11 protein-coding genes are annotated in these 12,647 nt (G+C 66.6%); 6 read left to right on the top strand and 5 right to left on the bottom strand.

Annotation, left to right across the window (positions count from 1 at the left end; genetic code table 11):
- Positions 1–29 precede the first annotated feature (29 nt).
- Both V3B30_RS14830 and tkt read left to right on the top strand, forming a co-directional pair.
- The gene (locus V3B30_RS14830) at positions 30–1,349 is read left to right on the top strand and encodes a dicarboxylate/amino acid:cation symporter (protein ID WP_100473770.1); all 1,320 of its coding nucleotides are present in this window, start codon (positions 30–32) and stop codon (positions 1,347–1,349) included.
- A 215-nt stretch (positions 1,350–1,564) separates the two neighbouring features.
- The gene (gene tkt / locus V3B30_RS14825; RefSeq protein WP_100473769.1) at positions 1,565–3,562 is read left to right on the top strand and encodes a transketolase; all 1,998 of its coding nucleotides are present in this window, start codon (positions 1,565–1,567) and stop codon (positions 3,560–3,562) included.
- Positions 3,563–3,706: 144 nt separating this feature from the next.
- On the opposite strand, the gene V3B30_RS14820 is transcribed toward tkt, so the two are convergent.
- A complete protein-coding gene (locus V3B30_RS14820; protein WP_262083772.1) occupies positions 3,707–5,659 on the bottom strand; it encodes an acetyl-CoA hydrolase/transferase C-terminal domain-containing protein in 1,953 nt (650 codons plus the stop codon).
- Between the two features lie 35 nt (positions 5,660–5,694).
- Positions 5,695–6,252 carry a flavin reductase family protein gene (locus V3B30_RS14815; protein ID WP_262083773.1) on the bottom strand — a complete coding sequence of 186 codons (558 nt, stop codon included), beginning with the start codon at positions 6,250–6,252 and terminating at the stop codon, positions 5,695–5,697.
- A 118-nt stretch (positions 6,253–6,370) separates the two neighbouring features.
- Between V3B30_RS14815 and V3B30_RS14810 the strand changes: the two genes are divergently transcribed.
- The 3 genes from V3B30_RS14810 to V3B30_RS14800 are packed head-to-tail and all read left to right on the top strand — an operon-like array spanning position 6,371 to position 8,491.
- Entirely contained in the window at positions 6,371–6,736 is a 366-nt protein-coding gene (locus tag V3B30_RS14810; protein WP_010484077.1) for a BlaI/MecI/CopY family transcriptional regulator, read from the top strand.
- Entirely contained in the window at positions 6,729–7,931 is a 1,203-nt protein-coding gene (locus V3B30_RS14805) for a TonB family protein (protein ID WP_262083774.1), read from the top strand. Before V3B30_RS14810 ends, V3B30_RS14805 begins: the two co-directional genes overlap by 8 nt.
- Entirely contained in the window at positions 7,928–8,491 is a 564-nt protein-coding gene (locus tag V3B30_RS14800; RefSeq protein WP_262083775.1) for a hypothetical protein, read from the top strand. The genes V3B30_RS14805 and V3B30_RS14800 overlap by 4 nt, the downstream gene beginning before the upstream one ends.
- Before the next feature lie 56 nt (positions 8,492–8,547).
- On the opposite strand, the gene V3B30_RS14795 is transcribed toward V3B30_RS14800, so the two are convergent.
- The 3 genes from V3B30_RS14795 to V3B30_RS14785 all read right to left on the bottom strand — a co-directional run bounded on the left by V3B30_RS14795 (position 8,548) and on the right by V3B30_RS14785 (position 11,364).
- Positions 8,548–9,348: an MBL fold metallo-hydrolase gene (locus V3B30_RS14795; RefSeq protein WP_262083776.1), complete on the bottom strand. Its 801-nt coding sequence runs from the start codon at positions 9,346–9,348 to the stop codon at positions 8,548–8,550.
- An 11-nt stretch (positions 9,349–9,359) separates the two neighbouring features.
- Positions 9,360–10,178, bottom strand: a complete 819-nt coding sequence (locus tag V3B30_RS14790) for a S1/P1 nuclease (protein WP_262083777.1) — start codon at positions 10,176–10,178, stop codon at positions 9,360–9,362.
- Positions 10,179–10,734: 556 nt separating this feature from the next.
- A complete protein-coding gene (locus tag V3B30_RS14785) occupies positions 10,735–11,364 on the bottom strand; it encodes an OmpW family outer membrane protein (RefSeq protein ID WP_262083778.1) in 630 nt (209 codons plus the stop codon).
- Positions 11,365–11,557: 193 nt separating this feature from the next.
- Between V3B30_RS14785 and gap the strand changes: the two genes are divergently transcribed.
- A complete protein-coding gene (gap, locus tag V3B30_RS14780) occupies positions 11,558–12,562 on the top strand; it encodes a type I glyceraldehyde-3-phosphate dehydrogenase (protein WP_005414333.1) in 1,005 nt (334 codons plus the stop codon).
- Positions 12,563–12,647: the final 85 nt, after the last annotated feature.

Raw genomic sequence — 12,647 nt, 5'->3', positions numbered from 1 at the left:
GTGCATTCATTTTTCGAGGAAACCCGCGTATGACAGCAGCTGCTGCCGACAAGAAGAAGTTGCCCCTGCATTGGAAGATGGGCATCGGCTTTGCGATCGGCCTGGTCCTGGGACTGATCGTGCACGCCCTGGGCGGCAGCGTCGATGGTCTGCAGGCCGGTGCCAAGTGGGTAATGGACTACGTCACCACCCCGGCGTCGGGCCTGTTCCTCAACCTGATCTTCATGCTGATCGTGCCGCTGATCTTCTCTGCGCTGATCATGGGCGTGTCGGAGATGGGCGACATCCGCGCCCTCGGCCGCATCGGCTGGAAGACGCTGGCCTACACCGTGCTGCTGTCCGGCATCGCGGTGGGCATCGGCCTGGTGCTGGTCAACCTGCTCAAGCCGGGTGCGGGCGTCGATCCGCAGACGGCGGCACTGATGCTGTCGGAGAACGCCGAGCGCAGCAAGGAGATCGTCGCTGGCATCCATGGCACGCCCAAGGGCATGGACATGCTGCTGTCGATCGTGCCGAGCAACGTGCTGCAGGCGGCGTCGGACAATGGCGCGATCCTGTCGCTGATGTTCTTCGCGTTGATGTTCGGCATTGGCATGGTGCTGACCGACAACGAGAAGGTCGCCCCGCTGCGCCGCGCCATCGAAGGCGTGTTCGAAATCTCGATGACCCTGATCAACCTGGTCATCCGCCTGGCCCCGTACGCGGTGGCCTGCTTCATGTTCAACCTGGCCGCGCTGTTCGGTTTCGAGCTGATCATCCGCCTGGGCGCCTACGTGGGCGTGGTGGTGCTGGCGCTGGGCCTGCACATGTTCGTGACCTACGGTACCGCGGTGTGGCTGTCCGGTCGCTCGCCGCTGTCGTTCTTCCGCGATACCCAGGAAGCGACGGTGATGGCGTTCTCCACCGCCTCCAGCAACGCCACCCTGCCGACCGCGCTGCGCGTGGCCGACCAGATGGGCCTGCCGCAGCGCGTGTCGCGCTTCGTGCTGACCGTGGGTGCCACCGCCAACCAGAACGGCACCGCGCTGTTCGAAGGCGTGACGGTGATCTTCCTGGCCCAGTTCTTCGGCGTGGACCTGAGCATTGGCCAGCAGATCATGGTGATGGCCGTCTGCATCCTCGGTGGCATCGGTACCGCCGGCGTGCCGTCGGGATCGCTGCCGGTGGTGGCGATGATCTGCGCGATGGTTGGCGTGAACCCGCTGGGCATCGGCCTGATCCTGGGTGTGAACCACTTCCTGGACATGTGTCGTACCGCCCTGAACGTGACCGGCGACCTGGCCCTGACCACGCTGGTGGCCAAGGGCGAGTCCCACGACGGCCCGGCGCTGGGCCCGCAGCAGGACTGAGTCCGGGACCACTGATGGCGACCTGATGGGGGTCGGATCCCTTCCCGCAAGGAAAGGATCCGGCCCCCTTTCGCATGCGGAATCCAGCGTCGATCATGCAGGTGCCGGCCAGCGGCCGGCCCTACCGGGGCAAGGTGAACCGACCCCCCGCCCGGCGACTATGGGACAATAGGCCGCCCGCACGTCCGCGGCCGCCTCCCGATTCCGACAGAACCATGACGCAGCCTACCCGTCGCCAGTTGGCCAACGCCATCCGCTTCCTTGCCGCCGATGCGGTTGAAACCGCAAAGTCCGGCCATCCCGGCATGCCCATGGGCATGGCCGACATCGCCGAAGTCCTCTGGAACGACTACCTCCGCCACAACCCGAGCAACCCGCACTGGTTCAACCGCGACCGTTTCGTGCTGTCCAACGGCCACGGTTCGATGCTGCAGTACGCGCTGCTGCACCTGAGCGGCTACGACCTGCCGATCGAGCAGCTGAAGCTGTTCCGCCAGCTGGGCAGCCACACCGCCGGTCACCCGGAACGCCACGAGACCCCGGGCGTGGAAACCACCACCGGCCCGCTGGGCCAGGGTTTCGCCAACGCCGTGGGCTTCGCCCTGGCCGAGAAGCTGCTGGCACAGCGCTTCAATCGCCCGGAGCTGGAAGTGGTCGACCACCGCACCTGGGTGTTCATGGGCGATGGCTGCCTGATGGAAGGCGTGTCGCATGAAGCCGCTTCGCTGGCCGGTACCTGGGGCCTGCACAAGCTGGTCTGCTTCTGGGACAACAACCACATCTCCATCGACGGCAACGTCGAGGGCTGGTTCACCGACAACACCCCGGAGCGTTTCGAGGCCTATGGCTGGAACGTGGTTCGCGACGTCGATGGCCATGACCCGGAAAGCATCAAGGCCGGCATCGAGGCCGCGCTGTCGCAGAGCGACAAGCCGACCCTGATCTGCTGCCGCACCACCATTGGTTTCGGTTCGCCGAACAAGGCGGGCAAGGAATCCAGCCACGGCGCACCGCTGGGCAAGGACGAGCTGGACGCCACCCGCAAGCAGCTGGGCTGGGAGTACGGCCCGTTCGAGATCCCGCAGGCGATCTACGACGGATGGCGCGCCAATGGCGCCGGCACCCTGCGCCAGGCCGAGTGGGAACAGCTGTTCGACAAGTACGCCAGCCAGTACCCGGCTGAAGCGTCCGAGCTGACCCGCCGTTCGCACGGCGAGCTGCCGGCCGACTTCGTTGCCAAGGCCGATGCCTATATCGCCCAGGTGGCGGCTGAAGGCCCGACGATCGCCTCGCGCAAGGCCTCGCAGCTGGCCATCGAAGCCTATGCCCCGCTGCTGCCGGAAATCGTCGGTGGCTCGGCCGACCTGGCGCACTCCAACCTGACCCTGTGGAAGGGCAGCAAGTCGGTCGCCAGCGACGACGCCAACGCCAACTACGTGTATTACGGCGTGCGCGAGTTCGGCATGACCGCGATCGCCAATGGCCTGGCCCTGCACGGTGGTTTCATTCCGTTCGACGCCACCTTCCTGGTGTTCAGCGATTACGCCCGCAACGGCGTGCGCATGAGCGCGCTGATTCCGGCCCACGCCATCCACGTCTACACCCACGACTCGATCGGCCTGGGCGAAGACGGCCCGACCCACCAGCCGGTGGAGCACCTGGCCTCGCTGCGCTACATCCCGAACAACGACGTGTGGCGTCCGTGCGACGCGGTCGAGTCGGCAGTGAGCTGGAAGGCCGCGATCACCCGCCAGGACGGCCCGAGCTGCTTGGTGTTCAGCCGCCAGAACCTGCCGCACCAGCCGCGCAACGCCGAGCAGATCGCCCAGATCGAGCGCGGTGGCTACGTGCTGGCCGATGCCGCCGGTACCCCGGACGTGATCCTGATCGCCACCGGTTCGGAAGTCTCGCTGGCCACCGAAGCCAAGGCCCAGCTGGACGCGGCCGGTATCAAGACCCGCGTGGTCTCGATGCCGTCCACGGACGTGTTCCTGCGCCAGGATGCGGCCTACCGTGAATCGGTGCTGCCGAACGCCGTGCGCAAGCGCGTGGCCGTGGAAGCCGGCGTCACCGGTTTCTGGCGCCAGTTCGTCGGCCTGGACGGTGCCGTGATCGGTATCGACACCTTCGGTGCCTCGGCCCCGGCCGACCAGCTGTACAAGCACTTCGGCATCACCACCGCCCACGTGGTGGAAGCCGCCAAGGCGCTGTAAGCCGCCTCGCGGTGCAACCTCGCGGTGCAACAAGGGAAAGGCCGGCGCAAGCCGGCCTTTCTCGTTCTCCAGAGTAGAGAAAAAGGGACGGAGGGGATTAAGTCGTTTGTGCAAAAACGACTTAATCCCCTCCGTCCCCTTTTCTCAGGCGGTGCGCGCCAGCGCCAGACGCAGCAGGCGCGCATCCAGGCGTTCGGCAAAGTCCTTCGGTGCCTGCAGGCCCATGCGCTGCAGGTACACCGCATCGCCATCGCCGGCAGGTTGGCGCAGCGCTGCCCAGACGGTACGCAGCTTGTCGCCGCGGGTCTGCGTGTTGGCTTTCAGCCAGCCCAATGCCTTCACCAGCACCTGCTCGATCTCGTTGAAATCGCTGCCCAGTGGATAGTCGGGCAGGCTGCCGTCGGCGCGGAACGGGGCCAGTGCCGCGGCCAGTGCCTGCGGCGTATTGCGCTGCTGCCGCTGCGGATCCGGTTGCGCGGCTGCCAGCAGCTTGCGCGAGCCGTGTGCCTGCTGCAGCAGGCCGCCCTGGAACGGTGCCTCGGTGATCGCGGTCATCGCATGCACGCAGTCCTCGTCGGTCAGGCCGCGCAGATCGGCGATGCCGTATTCGTTGAGGTAGATGTCGCGCAGGTGGCGCGGGATGGTGGTGTGGCCGTAGTTCCAGCGCACATTGGATTCGCGCCGACCCCTGTCATCGCGCGCGGCGCGGAACATCAGCACGCTGCGCGCCTCGGGCAGCGCATGCGCCATCGCCACGAAGTTGTACTGGCCGCCCACGCCGGATACCACGCGGCCATCGTCCAGCGCATCCGACACCGCCGCGCCCAGCGCGGTGGCCATCATGCAGGAGTTGAAGAAGCGCGCATGGCGGCGCTGCAGGCGTTCCAGCGTCTCGTTGCCACCGTACAACTGGTTGATCTCGCTGATGCGGCGCATGCCGATGGCGCGGCACTCGTCTTCCGGCAGCGTGCGCAGCCACTCGTAGAATTCCGGGGAGCCCAGGTAGAACGCGCCGTGCAGGTACTCGCCTTCAGCGGCCAGGGTGGCATGGTCGATGGACAGGGTGCTGCCGTTCTCGATGCGCTGCATCAGCGCCAGGTCGTCGTGCACCTTGCGCTTGATCACCCCGGTCTGCACCAGCCGGCGGAAGCCCTCGTTGAGCATCTCGCTGCAACCGTACAGGCCTACCTCGAACGGGTCCACGCCGCCGATTTCCTGCACCAGCGGGTGGCTGGCCAGCTGCGGATCCAACGCATGCAGCACGCGGCGGTAGCGCGCGTTGTCAGTGTGGCGCAGCACCAGCGCATGGCTGAGCGCGTCGGCCAGCGTGCCGATGCCAATCTGCAGGGTGCCGCCGTCGCGAACCAGCGTGCTGGCATACAGGCCAATGGCGTAATCGGCGTCGCCGACCGGCTGCCGCGGCAGGCCGAACAGCGCTGGATACGGCGGCGGCGGGGTGATCACCAGATCGAAGAACGACACATCGACCGTGGCCGAGCCACCCATGTAGGGCAGTTGCGGATCGATCTCGGCGACCAGCAGTGGGCGCGGCAGCCCACGCGCAGTCATCGCATCCAGCGTGTCCTGGGTGATGTCGTTGTTGCACGACAGCGAGAGCCGGCGGTCATCGGGCCGCATCGCCACCTTCTGCACGATCACCTGCGGTGCGCGCTGCGCCACCGCGTCGGCGGCGTGGGTGTAGTTCAGGCTGGTGTAGCTGGACTGCGCCTGCCGTGAGCCGAGCAGGGCACCGGACTGCATGTAGAACTCTTCCACCTTCACATGTGCCGGCAACGCGTCGCGCGCGATCGCATCGGCATAGGCCAGCCGCGGGAAATCGTCGCCGAAATGGCGCTGCGCGAACGGCGCCAGGAAGCGTGCTTCCAGGCCGTTGCCGCGTGCCTTCGGTGGATTCAGTGACAGCGCGGTATACAGCTGCAGCGGCCGCGCAGGATCGTGCTCCACACGCGCGTAAAGGGCATTGAGCAGCCGATGCGGCTTGCCCAGCGCCAGCGGTGCCCCGATCCGCAGCGGCCCGTCCACGCGCGCAAACAACCAGTCGACGGCGGCGTCCAGGTCGGTGAGGTGTTCGGTCATGCGCGGCGGTCCTGCGTGTGGGGGGAGTGCGGGCATTACAGCATGTCGGGCTTGAACCGCCGTCGACGCGAGACTTCCGCGCCGGACACCATGAACTGCCCATCGCCGCGGTAATGCATCGTGCGCGGCAGTTTCGGCCGGGGCGCAACATGGGCGCGCACGATTTCCCAGATGAACAGGTTGCTCGACGCCACCTGGCTGTCGTCGTAGAGGCGGCATTCGAAGCACGAATGGCATTGCCCGACCAGCGGCGCGCCGACCTCGCGCGCAGGCAGTGCGTCGAGCCCGAAACGCGCGAACTTGTCGACCTCGCGGCCGCTGCAGTTGCCGATGTCCACCACGGTATCGAGCAGCTCCACGCCGGGAACATTGATCACGCACTCGCCGCTGCCGCGCGCCAGCCCGTGGCTGTGGTTCTCCTTCCACAGGTAGGTGGCGACCAGTGAAGGCGAGAAGCCCATCACCATGTGCCAGCCCATCGTCATCAGGTTGCGCTGGCCGCGCCACGCCGTGCTGACCAGCACGATCGGGCCGGGTTCGAGGAAGCGGCGGGCCTGCTCGACCGGGAAATCCTTCTTGGGCAGCGCTTTCATCCGGGGCCAAGGGCGGGAGGCATCGATGCTGGCGCAGCCGGGATGAACCTGGAGTCGAGGGGCTTGACAGGGAGTCTGATTACGCGCGTAATCGAATTGTCGATTACGGATGTAAACCATGACTCCGATCAGTGAAGCCGAAGCCGTTGTGATGGAGGTGCTGTGGCAGCAGGCACCGCGCAGCGCCGATGACGTGGTGGCCGCGCTGGCCCATCGCGACTGGGCCGAGCCGACCATCAAGACCCTGCTCAACCGCCTGTTGACCAAGGGCGCGATCGCCGCCGAGCGCGATGGACGGCGTTACCTGTACCGGCCGCTGCTGCAGCGGCAGGCGTGGGTGGAGGCGCAGAGCCAGGACTTCATCGGCCGTGTCTTCGAAGGGCGTGTGGCGCCGCTGGTGGCGCACTTCAGCGAACGGGGCCAGCTGAGTGCGCAGGACATCGCTGAACTGAAGAAGCTGATCCAGGAGCTGGACCATGACTGAGCTGCTCGACGGACTGTGGCAGGCCAGCCTGTGGCTGGCCGTGGGCGTGGTCCTGCTGGCGGTGCTGCGACCGCTGCTGGTGCGGTTGGGGGGCGCTGGGCTGGCCTACCGCAGCTGGTGGCTGCTGCCGCTGCTGCTGGTGGCCCTGTTGCTGCCGCTGCCACAGGCTGCGCTGTTGCAGCATGTGCCGACGTTGCCGTTGAACGTGGTGCCGGGGGCCGCCGACGGTGTGGCTGCGCGGTCGTTGCCTGGGGCGTGGTTGTTGCTGATGGCCTGGGCGTTGGGCATGGGCATCTGCCTGCTGCGCGACCTGTGCGCGCAGCGTCGCTTTGAACGCAGCATGGGGTCACTGAGGCCGCGCGCCGATGGCAGCTGGCAGGCCAGTGGCGATCCCGGCTTGCCCGCACTGGTCGGTCTGTGGCGCCCCCGCATCGTGGTTGGCCCCGACTTCGACCAGCAGTTCACCGCACAGGAACAGAGCCTGATCCTGCAGCACGAGCGCAGCCACCGGCGCAATGGCGATCACTGGGCCAACGGTGCGCTGCTGCTGGTGCGCGCGGTGTTCTGGTTCCACCCGCTTCTGCCGTGGGCTGCGGGCCGCTTCCTGCGCGACCAGGAACTGGCCTGCGACGCCCGCACCATGGCCCCGCAGCCGGCGCTGCGCGGCCTCTACGCCAGCACGCTGCTGAAGGCGCAGCTGGTCCACCCGGTTGCGCCGGCGGTCTGCCATTGGCGCAGCCAACCCGTGTTGAAGGAGCGTATCGCCATGTTGAAGCAGTCCAAGCGGAAGGCATTGCCGTGGGTGTCGGGTCAGGTGCTGGTGGTCGGCCTGTGCCTGGGAATGGGAGCGGTGGCGTGGGCCAGCCAGGGCAATACGATGGCCGGCAGCCCGGCAGCGGTGGCCATGGATCGGGAGATCCAGGTCGACAAGATGCCACCGCCGTCCTACCCGAAATCGGCGATCGATCAGCGCCAGGTAGGCGTGGTGAACCTGCGCGTGGAAGTGGATGCGCAGGGGCGTCCCACCGATGTCCAGGTGCTCAGTGCCACCAATCCGGGCGTGTTCGACGCGGTGTCGATCGCTGCAGCGCGCAGCTGGACCTATCGTCCGGCAATGAAGAACGGCAAGCCGGTGGCAGGCGCAGTGAAGATTCCGATCACCTTTGCCATGGACGACACCGAGGACGCGAAGTGAAGTGCGCGCCGCTGTTGATGGCGGTGGCGCTGTTGGCCGGATGCGCGAGCCAGGAGCGGCTGGCCACGGTGGATACCCGCAGCGAGAATGTCGGTCACCAGCGCCTGCAGCCGCAGGCGGGCGGCGGCAGTGGGCAGCTGCAGGTGTATTCGCTGGGTGCGACCGAGGGCTACCGGATGCCGCAGCTCTACGCGGCACCGGACCCGGAGGTCGGCGATCGTGATCCGCGCGCGGAACTGGCGCCGACCACCATCTGCCTGCAGGTGGTGGTGGATGCGCAGGGCAGCGTCGAACGCAGCATGCCGCTGACCGATCGGCAGGACTGCGCCGCAGGGGCTGCACGCGAGAATGCGCCCCTGCTGCAGGCTGCGCAGGACGCCGTGGCGATGTGGAAGTACTCGCCTGCAGCGGTCTGCCACTTCGCGGCTGGCAAGGTGCCTGCCGACCGCGGCGACTGTCGCGGCGCCGAACGGGTCGAGCCGGTGGCGGTGACCCTGCAGTACGCCTTCACCTTCGAGATCGTGAAGGGCCAGCACGTGGTGCGTACGCAGGGGAAATGATCGCTCGCGATGCCCGGGTAGCACCGGGCCATGCCCGGCGAGCACAACCGCGTGGTTCAGGCTCCGCCCTGGATGTTGGCCTTCACCGCCGGTTGCATCAGCTTGGGTTCGTCCAGCGTCGCATCGCGGGCCTGGCGCACGCTGACGAATTCCGCCTCGGCCACACCGTCGTGCACGTGGATGTTGTGCGCGCGCTGTTCACCGATGGTGGTTTCGTTGGCGAAATCACGGCCGCCCGGGCCGTAGTCGTGGCAGACGAACACGCGGGTGGCATCGGGCAGCGCCAGCAGGCGCTGGATCGAGCGGTACAGCTGCGCGGCATCACCGCCCGGGAAGTCGCAGCGGGCAGTGCCGCCGTCGGGCATGAACAGTGAGTCGCCGGTGAACAGCGCATCGCCGATCAGGTACGCGATGCTGTCGCTGGTATGGCCCGGTACCGCGATCACTTGGCCACGCAGCTTGCCAACGGCAAAGGTTTCGCCATCGCTGAACAGGTGGTCGAAGATTTCATCCGCAGCAGGAAGCTGCAGGCCATAGCGCGGTGCGAAGGTGGCCTGCACCGCACGGATGCCTTCGCCGATGGCCAGCGTGGCCTGCGGAAAGCGCTGCTTGAGCCGGCGCCCGGCGGACACATGGTCGGCGTGGGCGTGGGTTTCCAGCAACCAGCGCAGCTGCAGACCCTGTTGTTCGATGGCCTGCAACGCCGCGCGCAGCGGCGATTCGCTGCTGGCGTCGGTATCCGGGTCGTAGTCCAGGACCGGGTCGATCAGCGCCGCTTCGCCGCTGGCCGGGTCGCTGACCAGGTAGCTGAAGGTATTGCTGTCGCGGTGGAAGAACGACTGCACCTGGACCGACATCGGAACCCTCCTCAGCGCGTGCCGAGCACGCGGTTCAGCAACTGCGCCAGGTTCTCACCGGCCAGTCGCAGCTGCGCTTCGGCCAGCGGCCGGTAGCGCTCGGTGTATTCGTCACCGATTTTACGCGAGGCAGGATAAACGCCAGCCTGCATGGAAATGCGGCAGCTGGCCTCGGCCCAGGCCTGCGGGTCGCGCTGCGGGTTGGACTGGCGCGCCAGCTTCGGTGCGCGCTGGCTCTGCAGCAGCGGCAGATAGCCAGCATCGTCCAGCTTGCGGGTATTGAGCATGCCGCTGTCCCATAGCGAGTGCAGGTTGGTACCGCGGTTGCCGAACTGCAGCTGGAAATCGTTGCCACCCTTGTCGTGGGCGTAGCCGGCATGCATCGGCTGGTGGATGTCCCCGACCAGGTGCACGACGAACTTCAACGCCTGCAGGCGCTCGCCGTCGGTCAGGCTGCGATCGCCGAGGATGGCACTCTGTGCTTTCAGGGTTTCGACGATGCAGTTGCCGTTCCTGCAGTGCTTCGGTGCTTCGTAATGGCAGTTGTCTTCGGCGATGTTGACGTAGTGCCAGCCGGCCGAGCGACGGCCCAGCCCCGGGTCCTTGGCGCGCAGTTGGTCGGCCCACGGCGCGATGCTGGCCAGGGTGGCATCCGGCTCGGTGGCCAGCAGGCGATCCACTTCGGCGCGGGCGGTGGGGTTGAGGCGGGCGTCGGCGACTTCGGCGACCAGACGGTGGCCTTGCGCGCCCCAGGCATGGGCGGGAGCGGAGACGGACAGCAGGGCCGGCGCCAGGGCGGCGGCGAGGAAGAGGGAGTGCAGGGCTTTCATGCGCACATTCTAGCGGGGTAGGTGGATTGAAGAGCGGCGCGTTCCTGTCTGCTGGGGGCGGGCTGCAGGGGCAGGCGCTGCGGGACACGCTGCAAGTACGTCCCTGTAAGCTCGGCCGCGGCATCCATGCCGCGGACGGTCCCGCAGCGCCTGCCCCTGCAGCCCCCATCCAACATGGCCGCGGAGGCGGATGCAAACGTCAAAGGCAACATCAAAAACAAATGCAGGATCAAAATCGGCCTCCTGCAATTACAGGCAATCATTGCGCCTCGGATGCTCGGGTTCTGCTCTTGCCTTTGCTTGAGCTGGCACGCGCGCGCAGATGGGAAGGGCGGAGAGGGTGGGGTGATCGGGACCGTTCGCCGCACGGATGCGGCGATCGAGCCTACAGGGACGTATTTACGGCGTGTCCCGATCACCCCACCCTCTCCACCCAATTCCAGAAGCCGGTGCTTTTCGCGAAAAAAAAAGCCCCGGCAATCACCGGGGCAACATGCTGCGAGGGTTTTGCGTGTAGCGGGGAGCGGGGGCGAAGCCCCCGCACTCAAACACCGCTTTAGAACTTGAAGACGTACGAAGCGCCGTAGACCAGCGGATCGATGTTGACCGTGCCGATCTTCTCGCCGTTCAACTTCACCTTGCTGTCGATGTCGATCCAGCGCATGTCCACGCGCAGGGCGCCCTTCTCGCCGATCGCGAAGTCCACGCCGGCGTGTGCGGCCAGGCCCCAAGAATCCTGCAGCTTCAGCTTGCTGCCGGCCAGCGCACCGGTGGTGTCTTCGCTGAAGAAGGTTGTGTAGTTCACGCCTGCGCCGACGAACGGCGACACCTTGCCCTTGCTGTTGAAGTGGTACTGCAGGGTCACCACCGGCGGCAGCTGCTTGGTGCTGCCCACGCGGCCCAGGCCATCGATGTTGATGTCGTGCTTGAACGGCAGCGCGGCCAGCACTTCGATGCCCAGGTTGTCGGCGATGAAGTACTCGCCGGTGATGGTCGGCTTGACGTCGTTGTCGACGTCGACCTTCAGGGTGCCGCCGGCCAGCCAGCCGTTGTTCGACTTCGGCGCCACCTGGTGCACGCCGGCCGAGAGGGTCCAGTCGCCCTTGGACTGGGCCATGGCCGGGGCGGCGGCCAGCGACAGGGCGGCGGCCAGGCTGGCCACGATCAGGGGGGAGGGCTTGCGCATGGGGGTGTTCTCGTTGCTGGGTGGATGGGGCCAGTGTCGGCCTCACGCCGCGCTAACGCTTTGATCCGGATCAAATCCTGTCCGCCGGCCTGCTGCCGGCCCCGGCTGGCCCACGGTGGCCAGCCCCGGTTTGCTAGACTTGTGGGCCCTATCCATCCCGCCGCACCTGTCGCGGCCGCAGGAGCTTGAGAACATGGCAATCAAGGTTGGTATCAACGGTTTCGGTCGCATCGGGCGTAACGTCCTGCGCTCGGCGGTGCTGAACTTCGGCGACGACATCGAAATCGTGGCCATCAACGATCTGCTGGAGCCGGACTATCTGGCGTACATGCTCAAGTACGACTCCGTGCACGGCCGCTTCAAGGCCGACGTGGCGGTGCAGGGCAATGATCTGCTGGTCAACGGCAAGAAGATCCGCCTGACCCAGGAACGCGACCCGGCCAACCTGAAGTGGGATGAAGTCGGCGCCGACGTGGTGCTGGAAGCCACCGGCCTGTTCCTGACCAAGGAAACCGCGCAGAAGCACATCGATGCCGGCGCCAAGAAGGTCATCATGTCGGCCCCGTCGAAGGACGACACGCCGATGTTCGTGTACGGCGTGAACGACAAGACCTACGCTGGCCAGGCGATCATCTCCAACGCGTCGTGCACCACCAACTGCCTGGCGCCGCTGGCCAAGGTCATCAACGACAAGTGGGGCATCAAGCGCGGCCTGATGACCACCGTGCATGCGGCCACCGCCACCCAGAAGACCGTCGATGGCCCGTCCAACAAGGACTGGCGCGGCGGCCGTGGCATCCTGGAAAACATCATTCCCTCGTCCACCGGCGCGGCCAAGGCCGTCGGCGTGGTCATTCCGGAACTGAACAAGAAGCTGACCGGCATGAGCTTCCGCGTCCCGACCTCGGACGTGTCGGTGGTCGACCTGACCGTCGAGCTGGAGAAGGAAGCCACTTACGCCGAGATCTGCGCTGAAGTGAAGGCACAGAGCGAAGGCCCGTTGAAGGGCATCCTGGGCTACACCGAAGACAAGGTCGTGGCCACCGATTTCCGCGGCGAAACCTGCACCTCGGTGTTCGACGCCGATGCCGGCATCGCCCTGGACGGCACCTTCGTCAAGCTGGTGACCTGGTACGACAACGAGTGGGGCTACTCGAACAAGTGCCTGGAAATGGCCAAGGTCATCGCCGCCAAGTAAGGCCGGCGCAGATCGCAGACGAACCCCGGCCTGGCCGGGGTTCGTCGTTTACGGGACCCACCCTGTCGTAGCATGGGGCGGTCGA

This window comes from Stenotrophomonas sp. SMYL41 (genome assembly GCF_036319965.1).
In the GTDB taxonomy this organism is placed as follows: domain Bacteria; phylum Pseudomonadota; class Gammaproteobacteria; order Xanthomonadales; family Xanthomonadaceae; genus Stenotrophomonas; species Stenotrophomonas maltophilia_R.
Note: the sequence above shows the minus strand (reverse complement) of the source record. Positions and strands in the feature narration are given on the sequence as shown.